This window comes from Roseomonas genomospecies 6 (assembly GCF_008365375.1).
Lineage (GTDB): Bacteria > Pseudomonadota > Alphaproteobacteria > Azospirillales > Azospirillaceae > Azospirillum.
The window spans coordinates 29,836-49,629 of record NZ_QOKW01000009.1 but is presented as its reverse complement, the minus strand read 5'-3'; the positions used below and the strand labels follow the sequence as shown (position 1 = coordinate 49,629).

The window sequence follows — 19,794 nt, the reverse complement described above, 5'->3', positions numbered from 1 at the left end:
GGGAGAGGGAGCGATGGATGGAACGGGTCAGTCCGTGTTGGACGCGCCGAAGGGCGACAGGTTGGTGACGTCCACCACCCCCGCCGTGTTGGCCGCGACCACGAAGACGCCCGCGGCGGGCGTTCCGGCGGTGCCGGTGTTGGCGAGGATCATGTCGCCGGCGCGCAGCAGGTCGGACGCGCCGTTGAAATAGCCGCCGTTGTCCACCTGGGCGGCGGCGTCCGGCGTGGTGTAGTGCCAGAGCGTGAAGCCGTTGGCGTAGGCAAGGACGCTCAGGTCCTTCGGAAGATAGGCCATGGGAGGAAACTCCGTGTCGGTCGGGCTGGAAAAGGCGGCGGCGTCAGGCTTCCAGGCAGCGCATGGTGACGACGCCCGCCGCGTCGATCAGGCCGGCGCCCTGCGACATCATGTTGTTGACGAAGTGGGCGGCGCGGTCGCCGTGCCACGAGATGTCCGTCTTCACGTCGGCGCCGGAGGCGTGGCCGATGGCCGTCTTGTGGTACCAGTGGCACAGCCGCACGCCGCCCTCGGCCTTCAGGCCGGAATGCGGCATCCAGAGCGTGCCCAGCCAGCGCTTGGCCTGGGTGCCGCGCCAGGGCAACTCGTCGGCGCCGACATATTCGGTGCTGGCGAACTCGTCGATGCCCAGAAGCTGGCTCCACTGCTTCCAGCCGACGACGGCGTAGCGCTGCCCGTCGTCCGGCACGTCGGACTCGCCCAGCATCTCGAAAGCGGCCAGCACCTTCGCCTTGGTCAGCCCGTCGCCGGAGCCGCCCGCGTAGTTGGTGGACTTGTTCAACTCGCCGAGGATCAGTTCGTCGGTCTTGCGGCCCAGCGCGTAGGCACCGGCGCTGGCGATGATCTGGCGCTCGTCGATGTTGGTCTTCAGCTCGTCCAGCCGGTCGACCCAGTCGCCGGCGTAGAAGTCGTAGAGGGTGCATTCCACGGGCGTGTGATCCAGGTTCATCACCGGGACCGCGCCGTGGCGCGCCTTGGTGGAGGCCGTGCCCTTGCCGACCTTCTGGAAGACGGTGGAAGCGCCCTGGACGTTGTTCTTGGTGCGCACCGTGTTGCGCAGCTTGGAGCCCATGCGCTGGTAGGCGTCGTGCACTTCGCGTTCGAACTGCTTGACGAAAGCCTGGGCGACCGAGGTGGACATCGGAATGATTTCCTTTCGCGTTCTGCGGGGTCCCGTCCGGCGGGGAGCATTCCGCCACCCGGTTGTCAGGCGCGCCCAATCCCCGGAAAGGACAGGGGGGACGCGCGCCCGGCCGCGGGCGAAGCGCGAAAAAGAAAGGGGCTGACCGGGCCTTTCGGTTGTCCGGTCAGCCCCTTTCAGGACAGGCATGGAGGGAGGTTCGGGATGCCGCCGCCCGCCGCGAGAGGGGACGCACGTCGGGCGTTGGCAAGAGCGGTTCTAGGACATGCGTCCGAGCATGTCAAGAATATTTTCCTTGATCGCCGAATTTCCAGGGTGCGGTACCCCGTCGGAGCGCGGAATATTCCCCACTCGCATGCTGTTGAACTTTTGGCCCTCACGGCCCGAAGAACACGGCACAAAAAGAGGAATTCGCTTCATGAAGACGATCATCACCGCCTGCGGCGTCGCCGCCCTTCTGCTCGCCACGCCGGCTCTGGCCGAAACCGCCGCCAAGCAGGCTCCCGCCGACAAGCCGACCTCCCAGGTCGCGGCCACCCACGGATCGCTCGATCCGGCGGTCGCGAAAATGACCGCGGCCCAGCTCAAGGGAAAGGACGTCTATGGCAGCGACGGCAAGGACATCGCCGAGGTCGAAGGCGTCGTCCGCAAGGGCAACCAGACCTTCGCCGTGCTCGATGTCGACCACATCGCCGACTTCAGCGACAAGGATGTCGTCCTGCCGCTGGACCGGCTGCACATGAAAGGCGACCGCCTGACCGTCGATATGACGGAAGCCGATCTCAAGGGCCTGGAGAGCTGGCAGAAGGGCAAGTACGAGGACGTCAAGGGCGCGCTGCGCTGACGCCTGGAATGGTCCGGGGGCCACACCGGCCCCCGGCGTCCCCTCACGCCGTCTGGCGCAGACGGACGGTCAGCAGGTCGGCGGCCTGCCCGGCGGGCACCGGGCGACCGGTCAGCCAGCCCTGGACCAGGGTGCAATTGTGGTGGCGCAGGAAATTGGCCTGCTCCTGCTTTTCCACCCCCTCCGCCACCACGTCCAGCCCCAGCATGTCGGCCATGGCGATGATGGTGGAGACGATGCCGTTGTCCTCGCGCTCGCTCGGCACGCCGTTCACGAAGGAACGGTCGATCTTCAGCGTCGTCACCGGGAGCCGCTTCAGATAGCTGAGCGAGGAATGGCCGGTGCCGAAATCGTCCACCGCCACGCGGATGCCCATGGCCTTCAACGCGGCCAGGACGGACAGCGCGTGGTCCATGTCCTGCATCACCGCGCCCTCGGTGATTTCCAGCTCGACCAGGTCGGGCGACAGGCGGTGGCGGTCGATGATGCGGCGGAAATCCTCGGCGGACCGCTGGCGCAGATGACGCGGGGAGATGTTGACGGCCACCGGCACCGGCTTCAGCCCGCGGTCCAGCCAGTCGCGCAACTGGCGGCAGGCTTCGTCCAGAACCCAGTCGCCCAACGGCACGATGAATCCCGTATCCTCGGCGACCGGGATGAACTCGCCGGGGGAGATCATGCCGAATCCGGGCTTGTCCCAGCGCAGCAGCGCCTCGAAGCCTTCCAGCGTCTGGTCGATCAGCGACACCTTGGGCTGGTAGTGAAGCTGAAACTCCCCCTGCGCCAGCGCCGCGCGCAGGTCGCGGTCCAGCGCCAGATGGCGGTGCGCCTGGTCGGCCAGCTCCTTGCGGAAGAAGGCGTGGCGGTTGCCGCCGGCCCGCTTGGCCGCATAGAGCGCGGTGTCGGCGGAGCGGATCAGCTCCTGCGCGCTGTCGGCGTGATCGGGGAACAGCGCGATGCCGATGGACGGACGGACGTAATGCTCCGTCTCCATCAGCAGAACCGGTTCCTCGAAGGCGGCCAGGATGCGTTGGGCGGCGATCTCCGCCTCCTTCGCCTCCCCCACCTCGTCCAGGATCACCGCGAAGTCGTCGGTGCCGATGCGCCCCACCGTGTCGCTGGCCCGCACCGTCACGACGATCCGCGACGCGACCTCCTGCAGCAGCAGGTCGCCGGCATGATGGCCCAGCGTGTCGGTGATCAGCTTGAAGCGCGACAGGTCCAGGCACAGCACCGCGAAGCGGCGGCCATGGCGGCGCGCCCGCTCGATGGAGGAATCCAGAAGCGATTCGATCAGGGCCCGGTTCGGCAGACCGGTCAGCCGGTCGCGCGTGGCGAGCTGCAGCAGCTCCCGCTCGTGGCGCAGCCGTTCCGTCATGTCGGCCAGCGCGCAGACGTAGCTGCGCCGTCCCTGCACATCCAGGCAGGACACGGTGAGCGACGCATCGACCCGCCCGTCCTCCCGCTCGATTCCCAGCTCCTCCGCGCGCTCGGTGCGGCTGGAGCCCGCTCCCCCCGCGCCGCCGGCGGCCAGCGTCGGCATGCCCAGCAGCCGGGCGACCCGCTCGCGGTCCTCCTCGACGAACAGGTCGGCGAACCGCCGCCCGTCGAGCTGGCCCGACGGCACGCCGAACAGCGCGACGGCGGCGGGATTGTGCTCCTCCACCAGACCGTCCTCGCCGACCAGCACGATGGCTTCGCCGACGTTGTTCATGATGCCGAACAGCCGCTCGTCGCGCTCGATCAGCGCTTCGGCGGCCTGCCGGAAATACTCCATGGCGCGGGCCATGGCGCCGAACTCGTCCTTGCGGTCGCGCCCGGGAATGTCGATGCCGGTCTGCCCGCCGGTCAGCCGCTCCATGCGCTCCGACAGCGCCTCGATGGGACCCAGCACATGCTGCGACAGGAACACCGACAGCGGCCAGCTCAGCACCAGCAGGACGGCGATGAACAGGACGAAGGCCAGGGCCTCCACGGCGAACTCGCGCTCCAGGTCGTCGGTTCCGCTGGCCGCGGCGACCGCCCAGCCCCAGGGTTCGAACAGGACGCTGGCGCGGACGGAGTGCCCCTCCCCCATCCAGCCCGGAGGCACGCTCCCGTCGGTGAAGACGCTGACATGGAAGGGATCGCGGCCGAGCGCCCGCAGCGCCAGCCGCGCCTGCCCCTGTCCCTCGTCCCGCGGCAGGGCCCCGGCCACGATGGCGGTGTTGATCTCGCCAAGCATCGCGTGCGCCGACTCGACCAGAGCGAGCGTCAACCGTTCCCGTTCCGCGATCAAACCGCTGCGAAGCAGATAAAGCGCAGGTATCGCCGCCATCAGGCAGCCGATCAGGCCGATCCAGGTCAACCAGCGGATCTTGCGGCGCAGCGTCATTACGGTCCCGGCGGCAATCGTCGCGTCCGGCCTATTGCCACGGGCCGGTTGTCATTCTGCGAACGCAGCCTCGCTTTTTTGTTACAGCCACGCAACGCCCAAGTTGCGCACGGCTGCGGCGGCGCGCCTTTTTGGAATGGCTGCGACATTTTGCCCCTTTGGCGCGGAAGGCACCGCGGACCCGCCGCGATGCCCTGCCGCGCGTCAGGCCTCAACCGTTCGGATAGAGCCGCCGGAAGCCGTCGGTCACCCGCGACACCGTCGCCGGGTCGCGGTCGCGCCAATAGCGGGGATCGCGCATCAGCGCCTGAAGCTCCGCCTCCGCGCCGCCGGAGGCCGGGCCGGCGGGCATGGACAGGGCGGCGGGCTCGGCGCCGGTCATCATCCGGTGAAGCGCCATCACCCCTTCATAGGTGGTGGACAGCCCTTCCACCGCGGCGGGCGGCAGATTCTTGACGGCCCAGGCGTGGAGCTGCCGCGACACCTCCCGCCAGCGCTCGGCCCCGCCGAACTGGGCGGACAACCGCTCGATCTCCCGTTCCGCCTGGAACTCCGCGGCCAGTTCCTGGATCAGCGGAACCAGCCGTTCGGCGGCGAGGTCGTAGACGAGCTGCGCCTGCTCCGGCGTGAAGCCGGCGCCGTGCAGGCGTCCGTTGATCGCCGGGTCCGGCTCGAACAGCCCGTGGTCGCAGGCGATGCAATAGCCCTCCGGCCCCTCCGGCACGCCGGGCGCCTTCAACAGATCGGGCCGCTCACCGCTGTCGCCGCCGCCGGGAGCGGACAGCTTGCGCTCCAGCTCCAGATAGGACTTCAGCAGCGCCTCGACCCGGACGGCGCCGGTTTCGGGGTCGCGGAACTTCTCGGGCACCGCGGGCGGGGCGCCGGGAACGGAGGAGGTCAGCAGATTCTCGGCCATGGAAAGCTCCCTTTTTGAAGAATGATCGGGGTCGATCGAGAGGATCAGGCACCCTGCCCGCGGGCGGTCAGGGCAAGGATGACGGCGACCAGCCGGCGCTGGCCCTCCAGGTCGCGCAGGGCGGCGTCGGAGGCGTCGGGGCCGAGCGTGCGTTCCAGCGTCATGGCCTTCAGCGTGCCCAGCACCCGCGCCCCGTCCGGCCCGGCGAAGCAGCGGGCGAAGCTGGGCGCCGGATCGCCGTCGGGATGGGGGCCGGGGACGGTTCCGGTGGAACCCACGCCCTCCAACCAGTCCCAGCCAGCCGGGTCAGCCATGGGGCGCCTCCGCCCGCACCAGCTTGGCCGGCACGCCGAAGGCTTCGCCCAGCCAGCGCGCGGTCGCCGCGGCGTCCACCGTGGACAGCGCCTCCGGCCCGAGCTGCCGCGCCGTGTCCAGCCAGCGCAGCGTCGCCTGGACGTCCCGCTGCGCCTGGGCCTGGGCGAGCGGGGAGCGGTGCTGCAACGCGACCGTGCGCCCGTCCACCGCGATGTCCGGAATCTCGCCGCGGCGGCGCAGGATGCCGACGGCGCGCAGCACCAGCGGGGTGAGCAGCTCCGCCTGGAGCCGCCCATAGGTCGCACCGAGCAGCCGCGCCATCTCGGCGGAGCGCTCGACCACCTCGGTCGCGGTCATGCGGGGCTGATCCAGCGGTCCCAGCCGGTCGGCGAGCAGCGCGTGGCGGATGCGCGCCCGCAGGTCGTCCAGCACGAGCTGCGACACGTCGAACCGCCCGGGGTTGGCGAGCGGCGTCAGCCCGGCGGACCCCACCGCCTTGGGAATGATCGTCCCCGGCACAAGCCGGATGGTGGCGGGATTCAGCACTCCGTCGTCGTCGGCCTGCCAGATGCTAGTGATAATCTGGCATTGTGCTTGCTTTTCATATCGTTAGGCAGCACCCCGGACCCGATGTAAGCACCACGTAAGCAGGGTGCGGAACGTACCGAACGAACGTGTTCAGCAAATGTGCCCACCAAGTTCACACCTGGAATAAGCGCAGTTCACGCCGCGACAGCATTGCTCCGGTTGCGGTAAGAGCCTAAAAACGTCCTAACGCTAGACTGAACGGAGCCATCATGTCGCAGAACCTTGACGAGCGGCTTAACGCGGTTGTTGCCGCCAAAAAGGCAAATGATGAAGCGGCCAAGGCTGCCCTGGACGCTGCCGCTTTGAAGGCTAAGGAAGAAGAGGACAAAAAGGCCGCAGCAAAAAAGAAATGGGAAACCGAAACCTACCCTCTCTTGCTCAACGTCGTGCAGAGCATCAATAGCCGCATCAAAGATGATGGTATTATACTTGATGTTCGCAAATCTGAGCGCGACATTAAGCCGGCCATCGCCCAGGTATCATGCTATCTGTCATTGGATGGGGCTGATACAAACAAGCATCTAGTCTTCAATGTGAACGCCTATGGCAAGATCGGCCTTGTTCAATTGATCCCTCACACTGGCCCATCCAAGGATGCGCATATCGATGAGATGGACGAAGAACGCATGACGGATCTCGTCATCGGATTTCTAGAGCTTGCCATGTCAAAGCAAGAGAAAAAGGCGCGCTAAACTAGTGAAAGCGCACCTCACACAACTTCCAATCTAAGTCCGGCAGGGCGGGGTTTAAACGAAGAAGGCTTCGTCCGGTAGGTCGAGGTCATAAATCGAGCCGCCCACGCCCTCGCCGTGCATCGCCAGCGATACAGCAATGGCGCACGCCACGGCGCCGTCGATCCGCTCGCGCGCCTTGCCCTTGCTGAACAGCCGGTTGCCGGCGCGGTCGGTCTCCACCTGGATGTTGTCGAAGCACCAGCGCAACACCTCATGCCCGCCGTGCTGGAACTGGCGCCCGATGATGGCCCGCTCCAGTTCCTTGATAGCGGGGGCCATCGTCACCCACCCTTGGCGCACCTCCACCGCCGGCAAGCCATCGTCGGTCAGGTTGTTGATGGTCGAGCGGGCAAGGTGCGGGTCCAGGCCGATGGACTGCACGTCGAAGCGGTCGCATAGGTCGCGGATGCAGTCCTCCACCGCGCGGAAGTCCACCACGTTGCCCGGCGTCGGCTCGATCAGCCCTTCTTCGGCCCAGCGGACGTAGGGCACGCCGTCACGGTCCTGTCGGCCGCGCAGGTTGTCCTTCGGGCAGAAGAAGTGCGGCAGCACCACATAGCCGTCGCCCACCCGCCAGCACGCCACCACCACCGTCAGGTCGCTGTTGCTGGACAGGTCCACGCCCAGCCAGCAGGGGGCGTGCGCCAGGTCGTCCAGGTCGAGCGGCGCGGCGCCCGCGTCGTACACCGCCATGTCAACGAACGGGTCGGTGGAGTGGTCGAGCCACACGTTCAGGTGCAGTTGCCGGAAGGCTTCCCGATCCGCCGGCCGGTTCTCCGCCTCGCGCGCAAGCTGGCGTAGCCCCTCCAGGTCGGGGAAGCCGTGGACCAAGCCGGGGTTGGCCCGGAACCACACCCGTTCGTCGCGCCATTCCGCATCGGCTGCGGTCTCGAACAGCACCGGGAGCGTGCCGGGGTCGTCCACCTCGCCGCGCGCCACCCGGCGGGCATAATCCACGATGTCGTGGGCGACGTTCTGTTGCCCGCGCCCGGCGGTGGTGATGACGACGGACAGGGAGCCGGGCACCTTCACCAAGCCGGTGCGGATCACGTCCCACAGGTCGCGCTTGGGCCATGCGTGCAGCTCGTCCACCAGGGCGAATGTCGGGGTGGTGCCATGACTGCGGGCCGCGTCGCACGAGATGGCGCGCAGGCTGCACCCGCTCTTCGGATGCTCGATCCGGTGCCGGTAGTCGATGAAGCGCAGCTTGTCGGCGATCCGGCCATCCTCCCGGCAGATGCCGGCGGCTTCCTCGAACCCGATGCGCGCCTGTTCCCGATCCGACGCGGCGAACAGCGCCAGCCCGCCGGGCACCCGCTCCGGGCCGATGGTGTGCAGCAGCCCCAGCCCAGCGCCCAGGCTGGTCTTCCGCCCGCCGCGCGGCAGCAGCATGACGACGTTGCGCACGATCCGCCGGCCATCCGGGTGGCGCGGGCCGTAGATGCGCCGCACCAACCGCTCTTGGAAGTCATAGAGTTGGAATTGCCGGCCGGGCAGCGTCGATTTCGGGTGCCGCAGACGGCGCAGGAACGAAACGGCCCGCTCCCCGTGGCCCATCGGGTCGGGGATTTCGCTGCCGTCGAACAGCCATTCGGGATAGGTGCTGGTCGCCACGATCAAAGGTCCAAGTCCGCTAGGTCGTCGTCGGTTTCCGTCGCTGCCGCCTTGTTCCGGCTGGCAGGCGTCAGCCCAAGTTCGGCGGCCAGCCGGCGGGACTCGGTGAGCGCCTGAAACATCGTCTGGAAAGCCGGGTGCCGGCGCTTGTCGCCCTTGTCGGTGGCGATGTAGTCGCCATCGGTGGCAATGGTGATCTGCGCTCGCCGCACCGTGCCGGCGGCGAGGCAGTACGCCTCCAGCATGGGGAGGTCGGCCTTGGTGATCGTCCGCCGCTCCTTCAGCGCGGGCACCACGCGGCGCCACTCGTCCTTGCCCTCCTTCGGCAGCCAGGACGGCGCGGGCGGCAGGCGGGACAACCCGCCCTCGATGGCCTTCAGTTCCGGTTTCCGTCCACGCATTCCACACCTCGATTTGCTCAATTCGGTTCTGTCTCGAAGAAGACCCCCACACGGTCCCATCCCCCAGGGCGGAAAACTCCGAAACCGCTATCCCCTTCGCGCCCTCCGGTTGCCGTATCCGCCGTCCTGCCCCGCCGTCTTGGCGGAGTGGCAGCGCCGATGGACCCATTGCAGGTTCGACGGGTGGTCGGTCCCGCCAGCCGCACGCGGCACGCGGTGGTCCAGGTGCATGCCCGGCTCCCATGGTCCGCCGCAGATGGCACACGGCGTCTTCGGCATGGTGTCCCTCAGCTTCCGCCAGTCGGTGCCGTAGCCCCGCACGCTGGCCGATGGGCGGGCCTTCTCGCTGGCCTTGGCGCAACTCGGGCACCGTTGACCATGAGGCACCAGGGCGCCACAGCGGCACAGGCGGGGCGGGGCGTAGGGCATGGCGTCACCCGATCACGCGCATTTCGATGCGCACCAGCTCGCCGCGGACGTAGACCGGCCCGACGACTTCGACGGCGCGGGCCGTGCCCTGGATCACAACGAAGTCGCCCTTGCGCGGGGTGGTGGTGCCACCCGCCGCGCCCGGCCAGCCGGAAGCCTCGATCTCCGCAGGCGAGATGATGACTTTGCTGTCCTTCTGCGCGATACCGCCGATCAACTCCCGCGGATTGTAGCCGCGCACCACCGCGCGGCAGGCTACATCCACGAAGGTGGAACTGGTGCCGATGCGGCGGCGGAGCGTCACCGTCTCCCCGATCCACAAGGTTCGCTCCAGGGCAAGGCGTTCTGGCTGCATGGGATCACTCCAGGGCCGACAGGCAGTAGCCGGACAGAGCCCCGGCAATGTCCGGCGGCATGGCGTCGCCAACCCAATAGGCGGTTGATCCCACCCCCTCGACGCTCTCGGACTTCACCAGCGGGTCACGGGTACGGGCGAAGTAAGCAGCCTTCACCAGGGCAATGACGGCCTTCTCCACATCCTCAGGCAGGGTCCGACCAACAGCGCCGGGCAGCGTGAAGCCCGCGGTGTACTCCACCTCGATCACGTCGGCGGACCAGCACAGGAAGCGGCGGCGGCTGTCCAGGTGGTAGAGCACGCCCTTCTCGGTGTCGGCCTCGTATTCGGTCGAGGCGAGCGTGCTCCCGTCCACGGTGACGCTGGCGATGGTGACGACGGAAAGCCGGGACAACAGCAGCTCGGGCACCGGCCGGGCAAGGCGGTAGGTCTCCCGCACCGTCTCCGCGGCGAACACCCGGTTGCACCAGCGCCGGACGGTGGCGCTGGTGCGGGTGATGGTGTCCGCCAGCCAAGCGTCATCACCCGAACCGGACACCGCAAGCTCGGCCTTTACCGCGGCGAGGGTGGTCAGGTCATGCGAGGCAGCAGGGGTGATGACGGTCAGCATGGCGGGCCTCAAGCCACGGGTGCCTTGAGCGGGTTGCCCTTCACCAGCACCGCCGACACGGGCGTGCCGTTGGTGTGGGTGCCGGCCGGGGTGACGGTCAGCTTCAGGAACCGGCCGGAGCCGACATAGCCGAAGCGGCGCGTCACCGCGTCTTCGGCCGGATCGTCCACCACCAGCACCACCCCGTTCACGTCGGGCGTGGCGCCCAGGACGTTGACCGCGGCGACGGGCGCATAGGTGCCGGGCGAGCCGTCGTCATCGGGCGCGTGCTCGATCTTGACCGACAGCTTGTTCGTGCCGGACAGGGTGTCGCCGCTGGTGCCGACGCTGACGACGAACTCCGCCGACTCGAACCCCAGCAGGTCGAGGTTGCCCGAGTTGACGGCGCCGCCGGCGGTGGTGATCGCCTGCGGCAGGATGGCGGTGACGGTGCCGATGTTGTGGTGCAGGTCGCGCATGGTCTGGTCCTCCTTACGCCGCGATCTTCAGCTTCTTCAGGGCTTCGGCCTTGCGCACACCGCCGGCCACCCGCTTGCGCGCGTGGAACCGCACCTTGCCCTTGGTGCGCTGGGTGAGGTCGTCGCGCAGGATCGAAGTGCCGATGCGGTCGAACACCCGGTACCCCTGCCCGAAGTCGCCGAAGACGATGGGGAAGGCGTTGCCCGCCACGTCCGGCATGTCGGGAGCCTCGATCACCGGGCGGCCCAGCAGCGTCGTGACGGGGGCGTTGCCGATGCCCTGCGTCATCAGCAGGTATTGGCCCGTGGTGCCGTCCTTCAGCTTGCGCACCACGCCCAGCGTGGCGGAGTTCAGCACCCACACCCCGTTGGTGCGGTAGAAGGTCGGGACGGCGTGGAACAGGTCGATCAGGCCATCCGCCGTCACCTGCGAGGCGTGCCCGGACTTCACGAAGCCGATGTCGGCATCGTTCATGAAGCCGAAGGGGCGGCCCACGCCCGAGCCGGTGACGAACGCCTCGCCCTCCGCCCGGCCGAACTCTTCGGCAAGGTCCATCGCCAGCTCGGCGGACACGTCAACGCCCGCGTCTTCCAGCAGGGCGAGCGGCACGTCGATGTAACAGGCGATCTCCTTCACCGGGTAGCGGCCCAGGCCGTACTTCGTCTCGGTCTCCGGCCGGTCGTCGTCTTCCTCCACCCAATGCGCGGTGGGGGCGCCCGTGCGGCGCGGCACCTGCGCTTCCGAGCGGGCGGTGTTGCGCACGGTGGCGATGCCGCGGATGGGCGAGAACTGGACGAGGTTCTTGTCGATCTCCGCCACGAACTCCGGCGGAGCGAGGTAGCCGCCGGACTCGTCGTCGGACAGACGGAGCGCCTTCACCTCCACGGCGTCCAGGCCAGCGGTGCCGTAGCGCAGATACTCGCTGAACGCCTTCACCTCGGGCGCGGGGCCGCTCTTCGTCTCGGCCGTCGTGCCACCGCCGGGACGGCGAAGCATCCGCTCGACGGTCTCCAGGCGGGTGGTGACGGGCGCCAGGGCGGCGGTGACAGCCGCGGTGATGTCCACGCCCTTCGTCTCGGTGGTCTCGGTCGTGCCGGTGTCGGGCGCGGCCGTGGTCTGGTCTTCCATGGTCATGCTCTCGCTGTTGGGGGCCGCGCCAGCGGCCGGGGGGAAGCTCTTCACGGACAGCACCCGCGCCCGGCTGGACGCAGGGCGCTTCACGATGCTGATTTCGCGTAGGTCCATCTCGTCAAGCACCCGCCGGCCGGCAGTGTCGCGGTGGGCCTTGGTGGCGATGAAGCCGATGGACAGGCCGTCCAGGCGCCCGGTGCGCAGGTCAGCCAGCGTTGCCGCATCGGTGACAATCCCTCGGACCTTCAGCCCGATGTCGTCTTCCGTCGCGTCGGTCCACTGTCCAATAGGAGCGCCTTTGTGCTCGCGCAGCATGAGCGGCAGGCCGGTGGAGAGGCTGTTGCGATAGGCGCCCGGCTGCACGATGTCGTTCACCGCGTCGGCGGGGCCGCCCCAAAGCGAGGCGTACCCGATCACTTCGCCCTCGGGGGAGACCTTCACCTCAAGCATCGGCGGTGTCCTCTGTGCGGACGGCTGCGGCCCCGGCCGGCGGCTGCACCCCGACGTTCACCGGCCGGGTGAAGGTGGCGCCCGAGCCGTCCGGGATGCGGCCCCGGTTCTCCATCTGCCGCGCCTCGTCCGGGGACAGGATCGAATGCGAAATGCCGGTGGCGTATGCCTGCATCCGCGTCGCCAGATCGGCGCGCACGAAGTCGTCCACCACCCAATCGAAGAAGAGGTCGTCCCGCTCTTCCGGGCGCAGCAGGGTCAGCGCCAGCGCGTCCGAAATGCTGCGGAACACCGGGAGCATGGTGAACTGGACGAACTGCATCGCCAGCGACTCGGCGTTGGCGTGCGTCACCCGCTCCAAGTCGTTCAGCAGGGACAGCGGAATGCGCCAGTAGCGGGAGATTTCCGCCACCTGGAACCGGCGCATCTCCAGCGTTTGCGCGTCCACGCTGTTCAACTGCACCTGCGTGAAGTCGGTGTCCTCGTCCAGCAGCATCGTGCGGTGCTCGGCGTCCGCACCGCCGTAGAACTGCGAGAACAGGGCGCGGATGCGGGCGAGTGCTTCCGGGGACTTCTTGCCCTTCACCTTCAGGACACCGGACGGCTTGGCGCCACGGCCAAACAGCGAACCGCAATGGCTCTCCAGAGTGAGGGAAAGCCCGATGGCTTCGCGCGCCAGCTCCACCGGGGCGGTGCCGCGGTACACGTCCAGGCCGGGGCCGCGGACGTGGAGCACGTCGGCGCGGCTGTAGGTGCGCTGCGTGCCGTTACCGGCGGTGACGGTGTACTGCGGCGCCATGGTCAGATCATCGGGCTTGACCGACACCCGGCGCGGATCGAGCGGGATTGCCTCCACCGGGTTGCCGGCATCATCCCGGCCGGTCCAGGCGTAGGCGTTGCCATAGGCGGCAAGGTGGGTGCCCAGCAACAGCTTGAACTCGCCCGCCGTCGTGAACTCGTTGGGGGCCTTCAGCAGCCGCGCGGCCGGGTGATCGGTGACACGCTCGCGCCCCCCGTCCGGGAGCTTGCGGTAAAGGTGGAGCGGCACCTGTTCGACGGTTTCGCCGATGATGCGGATGCAGGCGAAGGCGGGGGAACAGTGCATCGCCGCTTCCGGCCCGACCGACACACCGGCCGCGGTCTGACGACGGGAAGACAGAAGCGCCTCGAACTCCGAAAAGGTCGAGGTCGCTTTCGTTTCCAGGCCGAACATAGAGCGAAGCCGATGCAGCATCGTACAAATTCCCGCGTGGGAGACGATGCAGACTTGCCCCCTACACCCCTATTCGTCCACAAAAAGCAGAAACAACTACAAGGATTAAATGTGCTGGAATATTCGAGAGATGGCGAAGTTAATCAACTGTCACATCGTCTAATCTTCTAGCTCCGCGGGGCGGGGCCGAAAACCTCAACCCAAGCCTGCCGCTCAGCATCGGCCCGACTCATGCCGCATTGAAACTCCAGCCGGGCGGCCAGTTCCTCGAAGTCGTCCCGCATGTCCTGTTCGTCTCGGACGTGTGCAGGCGGACGTTGGTCGTTTTGCGGGGTAACCGGGGTAACCGGGGTAACAGCGTTGATTTTATTATGGTTTTTCCGGTTACCTTGCGCTTCCGGCGCGGGGTAACCGGGGTAACCGGCCGGGGTAACCGCCCATGCGGCGAACAGGTCACGCATGTTCACCCCCGCCTTCGATGGCAGCGGCAGGGAAGTGATAAAGCTTCATCTGTCCATGCCCCGGCACCTTCATGTTCTTCTGCGACTTGCCGTCCGACGCGGCATCCAACATGCGGGCCTTGACCAGCTCGGCCGCCAGGGTCTTTGCGTTAAAGCCCTTCGTGATTTCCTTGAAGCCCTCGGCCATGGCGAAGAACTCCCACCGGCCGCTCTCGTCCTTGCGGCGGAAGCCGACACGCCCCGCGACAGGGCGGGTTTCGGCGTCGTCGTCGGACCAGACAGCCTGGAACCGGCTCATGCCGTTCGCTTCGAGGAACGCACGCACCTGTGCAATCCCCTGCGCCACCTCAGCCGGACCCTTGCCGCCGCGCGCCTCCAGCCATGCGTTGAAGCAGGCCGCCGCACCACGCATCGCCTCGCCTTCCGGCCAAGGCAGAATGCCCATGGCTGCGGCCAGCTCACCGGCAGCGGCGATCAAGGCGAAGCGGCCGGCTGCCCGCTGCACCTGCCCGTCGCATCCCTTCGGCAGATAGCTGGCCTTCCACCGCTCACAGCCGGCGCGCAAAGCTTCCGCCAGCTCGTCAAAGTCGGCAGAGGTGATGCGTTCGAGGAAGGTGTGCGCAGCGTGACCGCGGTGCGTCTCCGTCGCCAGCCGGACGCGGCGGGCGAAGCTGTCCCCGTCCGGCGAGCCGTGCAGGTTCTCGAACGCGCCCAGCCCGGCGCCAGCGTCGGCGGGAATGTCGAGGATGCGGACTTCCTGTCCGGCCTTGGTCTTACGCCCGGTCTCGGCCACCTTCTCAGCCAAGCCGATTTCGCCAGTGGACACGAACAGCACGCGCCATGTCGTCACCGGGCGGGCGCTGGTATCCTTGTTCATGCGGGCCTTGCCGGCGCCGTTGGACAGCATGTAGCCCATGGCATCCACCGCCCGGCCGTCGCCCTGCCCCATCTCGTCCAGGCACAGCAGCGCATCGTTGGCCGCTCGGGCGAGTGCTTCGGCCGCGTTGTCGGTGGCGCGCCAGTTGTGGACCGGACACCCCCAGGCGGACGCGGCCACATACAAGGTGCTGGACTTGCCGATAGACGATGCACCGCGGAAGTGAAGCCCGCCCGACTCGGCGTTCAGCAGGTACAGCAGTGGCCCGGCGAAGGCAGCAGATAGGGCAAAGGAAAGGCGGCTGTTGCCCACAGCCAGCGCGGCCACCTCGGACTGCCACCCCTCGAACGTGCCGCGCGGCTTCGTGTCCGTTGCGGCGCCGGCAGACTGCAACAGCACGCGCTCGCCCTTGGTATCGCCGTATGAGCGGCCAGCCGACACGTAGACGCGGCCATGCCAGCCCGTGCGGTCAACGCAGGTCGCACGTGCCTTCACACGGACGCTGGCAAGGTAGGCGGTCAGCATCTCGCGGGCCTTCCGGCCGGGAGCGACGAACAGCCCGCCGTCGAGCAGGGTCCGGCGGAAATCAGTCCCGTCGCCGGCCAGCAGAGCGCGAGGCATTGCCCATTCGTGCTCGCGGCCATCGTGATCCTTCCACCTCAGCAGCACGCCCCAATTGCTGCCGGCGGTATCGCGCGTCTCTGCCACCACCTCGAACGGGCCGGACAGCAGGAGGTCGTCTTTCTCGGGGTCAGGGTCGCGGAAGAACAGCCCGTTGGGGCGCAGCATGAAGCCACCAGTGACCGGGGGCGGCGCCATCCCACCCGCGTCCTGCGCTGGTGCCGTCTGCCACGTCTTGGCAGCCTCCACCATGAGGTAGAGGTCGGCCGGGGCGACACCAGCGGGCAGCGGGTCGGCAACATCCCAGGCGTGCGGCCAGTCGGACGGGAGCTGAACCACGGCCACGCTGGCGGCGCCAGCCTCCGTTGCGAGCCGCACCACCTCGGCAGCGAAGGCCGCGCCGGCTTCGTCATGATCCGGCCAGATCACCACCTTCCGGCCGGCGAGCGGCGTCCAGTCCGTCTTGTGCGGCGACTTCGCCCCGTGCATGGGCGTGGTGGTGACCAACTCCGGGAACAACTCGGCCGCAGCGTCGCAAGCCTTTTCGCCTTCGGTGACGATCACCAGGGCGTCAGGCCGGGCCATCAGGTCGGGCAGCTTGTAGAGCGGGCGCGGATCGGGAATGCCCTTCGAGCGCCAGCCGCGCCGGCCTTCGCCCAGGTCACAGAAGGTGATCGGCAGCACGTCCTTGTCGGGCGTGCCGTCCTCGGTCGTGAAGTCGAACCGGGCGACATAGAACATCAGATGGCCGGCTGCGTCGTGATAGGCCCACTTCTGCGTCGGCTCGCCATACTTGGGGTGTCTGAAGCGCATCGGTGGAGCGCCGGCCGGAACCGGGGTGATCGGCACCTTGCCTCCGCCCTTGGGTGCCGTGCCCGATGGGGTCGCCGCGGACAGTTCTTCAGCCGACAGCGGCGCGAACATGTGGTTGGTGTCAGGCATCAGCGAACCCCAAGCATTTCAGCGATTGCGCGGGCGGCCTCCAACTGCGAGATGCCCCCCAGGTAGGCAGCGAGCGACACCACGTCCCCGCCGCGGTCATCGGTGGCGAAGTCGGCCCACTTGCCGGTGTTCATGTTGATTCGGAAGCTCCCCGGCCGGCGGTCGGCGCGGCGCGGGTTGACGGCGACGTACTCGTGCCCCTCTCGTCTGCCGCCCGGCAGCCAGCGCGCCAGCAGTGCCGGCAGGGCGGCGACAGCAGCGCGGTTGATCCGGTCGAAGTCGAGGCGGGTCCCGGTCATCGTCAGGCCCTCCCGGTTTCGGCCCGCCAAAAGTGCGCCACCTCGGCGGCGAGTTGGTCGAGCGACTTGGGCGGGATCACCATCGGGCGAGCCGGGCGAGCCATCTCGCTCCAGCGATAGCCGCGACGGAAGTTGCGGTTGAAGTCGGGATCGGACTGGCGGTAGGCGTCGGCAGCGTTGCGCATGGTCAGCCCTCCATGCCCGTGTCGCTGGTGCTGCGCATCAGCTTGCCGAGACGCTCCGTCGCCCAACGGTCCAACTCGTCCTTAGGGTAGAGCGGCGTCCGACCCATCCCCTTGTTGAAGGCCGGGCCACCGCCCAGCGAGGCGTACTTCGCCAGAGTGGCGGGAGCGATGGTGATGCCGTGGGCGATCTCCAAGTATTCGCTCGCCTCCCAACGGCGCAGGCGCGGCTTGCGCAGGGCCGGCGGCAGGCAAAGTTCGGGCGCTTGCGGACTCAGCCGCGCTTCCAGATCAGTCATACTATGTGCTCCTTGGTTTAGGGGGCGGCCTTAAAGATCCGCTTGGCCTTCCATCCGATTGAAGATCCCGGCTAGACGCGCCCGCTCATGCTTGTCGTGCAGTTCCATATACCGTTCGGACTCTTGGTCTTTTTCATCCCATGATGCGTAAGGGGCAAGACCGTCCGAGCCGCGGTGTTCCATCTGCCTATTCAAAACCCGAAAGTACTCTTCCGTTTCCTCAAAGCTCAACCCAACCAGAATGCGGCGCCCCTCTTCGTCTTTGCCGAGCGCGCCCATTTGCTCTAGGTATTCCATCTCCGCTTCTTCATCAGTCTTGACCTTGATCGGCTCCACTGCCGGCAGGCCAGCCTTTACGCGCTCCATTCGCTGGATCATGCGGCCGATGAAGCGGTCAATTCGGAAGAGGATCAGGGCGTCAGGCGTTTCTGGCTCGTTAAGCGGCCCATCACCCTCGGTGGTGGACTCAGAGAAGCGCCAAGCGTGAACGTCACCAGTGACCGGGTGAAGCATCATAAAGGCGCTCACGTCGCGCGGCTCGTACTCCGCAAGCCCGGTCATCCACGCCACGACACGCGGAAAGATCACCATCCGCCAGATGAAAGGAATTTTGGAGGTGTTCGATATGAGGCGGGATAGCTCGTAAGCGGCGCCGACTTGGATCACGTCGGTTCCGTTGTACTGCGGCCGGCGCCCTTTGCCGATGCTCTCGCCAACACTCAATGACAAAACGTTTCGCTTCAGCCACTGCTTGAAGCTGTCGTGGGTCAGGCTCGGTACGCACGCCAATAGCTCTTGGGTGCTGAACTGCGGTCGGTCGAAATCAAACGGCATGGGTCACCCTCTCCCTCATGCCAAGAAGGTACGGCGGTCACTTATCTGCGTCAACCAGGAAAAGAGACCGCCGTCACTTTTCGTATTCCCGGCTTTTCCCGAGCATGACAAGGGGGGCCGGTGGAACCGGCCCCCTCGGGTTCAGGCTGCGGCTACCAGGGCCGTACCGGGGCCGCCGTCGTCCGCCTCGCGGAAGTCGTCCTCCAGGATCTTCAAGGACCCCGCCGCAATGTCGTTCTTCGCGACCAGGGCTTTGAGCGCCCTGTGAACGCGCAGGCCCAATAGCATCAGGTCCATAGAGTCCACCAAATCGCGCTTGTCCTCTTCCGTCACCTCTAGGAAGTAGCGCATGAACGTGCCCTCGCTCTTGGACAGTCCATCAGGCCCACGCGGCTCCGCTAGGCTCCGCTTCCGGTTCTTCTCTTCCTCGTCGTAGGCGTTCGTCTCCTTGAAGATGCGGTCGTAGGTCTTCCACTCCTTCGCCAGCTTCTCGCTTTCATAGCGGGCGCGGCTATCGTTCGACCACAGTTCCATGATGCTGGCGGTTTCCTCGACGGTCAGGCTGATCGCCGCTGACAGCTCCGGGGACAGGTTGGGGATGGATGCCTTCAGCGACTCCATGGTGCGGACGGCCGGGTGCTCCGGGTGGGCGTAGCCGTAGTGGTCGCTCGCCCCGTACGCCAGGAACGCCAGCTTCACCACCGCGCCAGCCGCACCGTGGACGGGCGCGTCGGCCAGGAAGTCGCTCGCCTTCCGCTCCGCCTTGTCGGCCGCCTCGTTGTAGTCGTCGCTCTCCAGGCAGATGGCGCAGGCTTCCCGCCACTGGCGGAACGCCGTCAGCATCGCCGCGTCCCGGTCTTGCGGGGTGTCGGCCAGGGCGGCAGCGCCAGCGGCTATCGGAGCGGCGGCAGTGCCGGTGAGCAGCAGGCGGCGAGAGACGTTACGCGACATAGCGCACCTCCCCGCCGGCGGCCCAGGCCGCGTGTTCCACGTCGGCAACGTCCCATTCGGCATCGCCGTTCTCTTCCCGGTCGGGGTCGCCGTCGCGGCGGTCCATCTCAGCGAGCGCCAGCTCGACTATGGCTTCAAGCGTAGCGCGCGGCAGGTGCGCGAGAGGCAAGAGGGTGGTATTCTCGGAAACAGCCATTTCCGGGTTCTCCAGACTCAGGGTTGGTCACGGGCCGGGTAGCGGGTTGCAGCCGCTCCCGGCCTTTTTGCATCTAAGCCAAGCCGCCATCATCACAGAATGCGCAGCAGCATCAGCCGATGCCTTAAACGCTATCTGTGATAGCCATTACGGTCAAGCGCCAAAGTATAACGGATACCCTTTTCGGCATCCCCATAGGCTGATAAGATCACAGCGATAGCAAATTAGAGGTATTGGCCGGCAATGATCACGCGCGAGCAAATCCGAGCTGCCCGTGTCGTTCGAGGGTGGGGCATCAGGGAGCTTTCAGCAGCCGCGAAGGCAGCCGGAACCCCCGTGTCCTTCACCGCCATCAGCCGGTTTGAGAACGGCGCCGACAGTCGCGGCGAGACGATCCGCCGGCTTCAGATGACACTTGAACGCGAAGGGTTTGAATTCGTGAACAGTGGCCGCCCAGGCGTCCGTTGGGATGCTGACGCTCCCATTCGGTGGACAGACAACATCGCCCCAGACGCATAAAGCCCGCCACGGCAGGACCGG

At 67.2% G+C, this 19,794-nt stretch carries 24 protein-coding genes; 2 read left to right on the top strand and 22 right to left on the bottom strand.

Annotated features, from left to right (window positions below; genetic code table 11):
• Positions 1–27: 27 nt before the first annotated feature.
• Both DS843_RS13440 and DS843_RS13435 read right to left on the bottom strand, forming a co-directional pair.
• On the bottom strand, positions 28–297 hold the full coding sequence (locus DS843_RS13440; RefSeq protein WP_149469399.1) for a hypothetical protein: 270 nt from the start codon (positions 295–297) through the stop codon (positions 28–30).
• A 43-nt stretch (positions 298–340) separates the two neighbouring features.
• Positions 341–1,159, bottom strand: coding sequence for a phage capsid protein (locus tag DS843_RS13435; protein ID WP_149469398.1), 819 nt, complete (start codon positions 1,157–1,159; stop codon positions 341–343).
• Between the two features lie 418 nt (positions 1,160–1,577).
• On the opposite strand from DS843_RS13435, the gene DS843_RS13430 reads away from it, so the two are divergent.
• On the top strand, positions 1,578–2,003 hold the full coding sequence (locus DS843_RS13430; protein ID WP_167525301.1) for a PRC-barrel domain-containing protein: 426 nt from the start codon (positions 1,578–1,580) through the stop codon (positions 2,001–2,003).
• Between the two features lie 43 nt (positions 2,004–2,046).
• Here the strand turns inward: DS843_RS13430 and DS843_RS13425 are convergent, their stop codons facing one another.
• The 4 genes from DS843_RS13425 to DS843_RS13410 form a co-directional block, all read right to left on the bottom strand.
• A complete protein-coding gene (locus tag DS843_RS13425; RefSeq protein WP_149469396.1) occupies positions 2,047–4,377 on the bottom strand; it encodes a putative bifunctional diguanylate cyclase/phosphodiesterase in 2,331 nt (776 codons plus the stop codon).
• A 211-nt stretch (positions 4,378–4,588) separates the two neighbouring features.
• Positions 4,589–5,293: a capsid assembly protein gene (locus tag DS843_RS13420; protein ID WP_149469395.1), complete on the bottom strand. Its 705-nt coding sequence runs from the start codon at positions 5,291–5,293 to the stop codon at positions 4,589–4,591.
• A gap of 44 nt (positions 5,294–5,337) precedes the next feature.
• Complete coding sequence (locus DS843_RS13415) at positions 5,338–5,607, bottom strand: Bbp19 family protein (RefSeq protein ID WP_149469394.1); 270 nt, start codon at positions 5,605–5,607, stop codon at positions 5,338–5,340.
• Entirely contained in the window at positions 5,600–6,178 is a 579-nt protein-coding gene (locus tag DS843_RS13410) for a portal protein (RefSeq protein WP_475849171.1), read from the bottom strand. The genes DS843_RS13415 and DS843_RS13410 overlap by 8 nt, the downstream gene beginning before the upstream one ends.
• Positions 6,179–6,405: 227 nt before the next feature.
• On the opposite strand from DS843_RS13410, the gene DS843_RS13405 reads away from it, so the two are divergent.
• A complete protein-coding gene (locus tag DS843_RS13405; protein ID WP_149469393.1) occupies positions 6,406–6,888 on the top strand; it encodes a hypothetical protein in 483 nt (160 codons plus the stop codon).
• 54 nt (positions 6,889–6,942) lie between these two features.
• Here DS843_RS13405 and DS843_RS13400 read toward each other — a convergent pair whose 3' ends face one another.
• The 16 genes from DS843_RS13400 to DS843_RS13325 all read right to left on the bottom strand — a co-directional run bounded on the left by DS843_RS13400 (position 6,943) and on the right by DS843_RS13325 (position 19,254).
• Positions 6,943–8,544 (bottom strand): terminase large subunit, encoded by a 1,602-nt coding sequence (locus DS843_RS13400; RefSeq protein ID WP_149469392.1) that lies wholly within the window; start codon positions 8,542–8,544, stop codon positions 6,943–6,945.
• A 2-nt stretch (positions 8,545–8,546) separates the two neighbouring features.
• On the bottom strand, positions 8,547–8,945 hold the full coding sequence (locus DS843_RS13395; protein WP_149469391.1) for a phage terminase small subunit P27 family: 399 nt from the start codon (positions 8,943–8,945) through the stop codon (positions 8,547–8,549).
• Positions 8,946–9,032: 87 nt separating this feature from the next.
• The gene (locus DS843_RS32035) at positions 9,033–9,224 is read right to left on the bottom strand and encodes an HNH endonuclease signature motif containing protein (RefSeq protein WP_353618353.1); all 192 of its coding nucleotides are present in this window, start codon (positions 9,222–9,224) and stop codon (positions 9,033–9,035) included.
• 154 nt (positions 9,225–9,378) lie between these two features.
• Complete coding sequence (locus DS843_RS13385) at positions 9,379–9,729, bottom strand: hypothetical protein (RefSeq protein ID WP_149469389.1); 351 nt, start codon at positions 9,727–9,729, stop codon at positions 9,379–9,381.
• A gap of 4 nt (positions 9,730–9,733) precedes the next feature.
• The gene (locus tag DS843_RS13380) at positions 9,734–10,339 is read right to left on the bottom strand and encodes a head-tail connector protein (RefSeq protein WP_149469388.1); all 606 of its coding nucleotides are present in this window, start codon (positions 10,337–10,339) and stop codon (positions 9,734–9,736) included.
• Positions 10,340–10,347: 8 nt separating this feature from the next.
• On the bottom strand, positions 10,348–10,797 hold the full coding sequence (locus tag DS843_RS13375) for a hypothetical protein (protein WP_149469387.1): 450 nt from the start codon (positions 10,795–10,797) through the stop codon (positions 10,348–10,350).
• Positions 10,798–10,810: 13 nt separating this feature from the next.
• Complete coding sequence (locus DS843_RS13370) at positions 10,811–12,379, bottom strand: phage major capsid protein (RefSeq protein ID WP_149469386.1); 1,569 nt, start codon at positions 12,377–12,379, stop codon at positions 10,811–10,813.
• Positions 12,372–13,613: a phage portal protein gene (locus DS843_RS13365; RefSeq protein ID WP_149469385.1), complete on the bottom strand. Its 1,242-nt coding sequence runs from the start codon at positions 13,611–13,613 to the stop codon at positions 12,372–12,374. Before DS843_RS13365 ends, DS843_RS13370 begins: the two co-directional genes overlap by 8 nt.
• A 146-nt stretch (positions 13,614–13,759) precedes the next feature.
• Positions 13,760–14,053, bottom strand: coding sequence for a hypothetical protein (locus tag DS843_RS13360; RefSeq protein WP_149469384.1), 294 nt, complete (start codon positions 14,051–14,053; stop codon positions 13,760–13,762).
• Entirely contained in the window at positions 14,046–16,493 is a 2,448-nt protein-coding gene (locus DS843_RS13355; RefSeq protein ID WP_149469383.1) for a DUF927 domain-containing protein, read from the bottom strand. Before DS843_RS13355 ends, DS843_RS13360 begins: the two co-directional genes overlap by 8 nt.
• On the bottom strand, positions 16,493–16,792 hold the full coding sequence (locus tag DS843_RS13350; RefSeq protein WP_149469382.1) for a hypothetical protein: 300 nt from the start codon (positions 16,790–16,792) through the stop codon (positions 16,493–16,495). Before DS843_RS13350 ends, DS843_RS13355 begins: the two co-directional genes overlap by 1 nt.
• A 2-nt stretch (positions 16,793–16,794) precedes the next feature.
• The gene (locus DS843_RS13345) at positions 16,795–16,977 is read right to left on the bottom strand and encodes a hypothetical protein (RefSeq protein ID WP_149469381.1); all 183 of its coding nucleotides are present in this window, start codon (positions 16,975–16,977) and stop codon (positions 16,795–16,797) included.
• 2 nt (positions 16,978–16,979) lie between these two features.
• The gene (locus DS843_RS13340; protein WP_286192082.1) at positions 16,980–17,273 is read right to left on the bottom strand and encodes a hypothetical protein; all 294 of its coding nucleotides are present in this window, start codon (positions 17,271–17,273) and stop codon (positions 16,980–16,982) included.
• Between the two features lie 30 nt (positions 17,274–17,303).
• Positions 17,304–18,107, bottom strand: coding sequence for a hypothetical protein (locus DS843_RS13335; RefSeq protein ID WP_149469380.1), 804 nt, complete (start codon positions 18,105–18,107; stop codon positions 17,304–17,306).
• A 141-nt stretch (positions 18,108–18,248) separates the two neighbouring features.
• Positions 18,249–19,058 (bottom strand): hypothetical protein, encoded by an 810-nt coding sequence (locus tag DS843_RS13330; protein WP_149469379.1) that lies wholly within the window; start codon positions 19,056–19,058, stop codon positions 18,249–18,251.
• Positions 19,048–19,254 carry a hypothetical protein gene (locus DS843_RS13325; RefSeq protein WP_149469378.1) on the bottom strand — a complete coding sequence of 69 codons (207 nt, stop codon included), beginning with the start codon at positions 19,252–19,254 and terminating at the stop codon, positions 19,048–19,050. Before DS843_RS13325 ends, DS843_RS13330 begins: the two co-directional genes overlap by 11 nt.
• Positions 19,255–19,794: the final 540 nt, after the last annotated feature.

Bases quoted from the DNA above. Each gene is read 5' to 3' on its own strand.
- DS843_RS13440 (WP_149469399.1), bottom strand. From the start codon at position 297: ATGGCCTATCTTCCGAAGGACCTGAGCGTCCTTGCCTACGCCAACGGC.
- DS843_RS13435 (WP_149469398.1), bottom strand. From the start codon at position 1,159: ATGTCCACCTCGGTCGCCCAGGCTTTCGTCAAGCAGTTCGAACGCGAA.
- DS843_RS13430 (WP_167525301.1), top strand. From the start codon at position 1,578: ATGAAGACGATCATCACCGCCTGCGGCGTCGCCGCCCTTCTGCTCGCC.
- DS843_RS13425 (WP_149469396.1), bottom strand. From the start codon at position 4,377: ATGACGCTGCGCCGCAAGATCCGCTGGTTGACCTGGATCGGCCTGATC.
- DS843_RS13420 (WP_149469395.1), bottom strand. From the start codon at position 5,293: ATGGCCGAGAATCTGCTGACCTCCTCCGTTCCCGGCGCCCCGCCCGCG.
- DS843_RS13415 (WP_149469394.1), bottom strand. From the start codon at position 5,607: ATGGCTGACCCGGCTGGCTGGGACTGGTTGGAGGGCGTGGGTTCCACC.
- DS843_RS13405 (WP_149469393.1), top strand. From the start codon at position 6,406: ATGTCGCAGAACCTTGACGAGCGGCTTAACGCGGTTGTTGCCGCCAAA.
- DS843_RS13395 (WP_149469391.1), bottom strand. From the start codon at position 8,945: ATGCGTGGACGGAAACCGGAACTGAAGGCCATCGAGGGCGGGTTGTCC.
- DS843_RS32035 (WP_353618353.1), bottom strand. From the start codon at position 9,224: ATGCCGAAGACGCCGTGTGCCATCTGCGGCGGACCATGGGAGCCGGGC.
- DS843_RS13385 (WP_149469389.1), bottom strand. From the start codon at position 9,729: ATGCAGCCAGAACGCCTTGCCCTGGAGCGAACCTTGTGGATCGGGGAG.
- DS843_RS13380 (WP_149469388.1), bottom strand. From the start codon at position 10,339: ATGCTGACCGTCATCACCCCTGCTGCCTCGCATGACCTGACCACCCTC.
- DS843_RS13375 (WP_149469387.1), bottom strand. From the start codon at position 10,797: ATGCGCGACCTGCACCACAACATCGGCACCGTCACCGCCATCCTGCCG.
- DS843_RS13370 (WP_149469386.1), bottom strand. From the start codon at position 12,379: ATGCTTGAGGTGAAGGTCTCCCCCGAGGGCGAAGTGATCGGGTACGCC.
- DS843_RS13365 (WP_149469385.1), bottom strand. From the start codon at position 13,613: ATGCTGCATCGGCTTCGCTCTATGTTCGGCCTGGAAACGAAAGCGACC.
- DS843_RS13360 (WP_149469384.1), bottom strand. From the start codon at position 14,053: ATGCGTGACCTGTTCGCCGCATGGGCGGTTACCCCGGCCGGTTACCCC.
- DS843_RS13355 (WP_149469383.1), bottom strand. From the start codon at position 16,493: ATGCCTGACACCAACCACATGTTCGCGCCGCTGTCGGCTGAAGAACTG.
- DS843_RS13350 (WP_149469382.1), bottom strand. From the start codon at position 16,792: ATGACCGGGACCCGCCTCGACTTCGACCGGATCAACCGCGCTGCTGTC.
- DS843_RS13345 (WP_149469381.1), bottom strand. From the start codon at position 16,977: ATGCGCAACGCTGCCGACGCCTACCGCCAGTCCGATCCCGACTTCAAC.
- DS843_RS13340 (WP_286192082.1), bottom strand. From the start codon at position 17,273: ATGACTGATCTGGAAGCGCGGCTGAGTCCGCAAGCGCCCGAACTTTGC.
- DS843_RS13335 (WP_149469380.1), bottom strand. From the start codon at position 18,107: ATGCCGTTTGATTTCGACCGACCGCAGTTCAGCACCCAAGAGCTATTG.
- DS843_RS13330 (WP_149469379.1), bottom strand. From the start codon at position 19,058: ATGTCGCGTAACGTCTCTCGCCGCCTGCTGCTCACCGGCACTGCCGCC.
- DS843_RS13325 (WP_149469378.1), bottom strand. From the start codon at position 19,254: ATGGCTGTTTCCGAGAATACCACCCTCTTGCCTCTCGCGCACCTGCCG.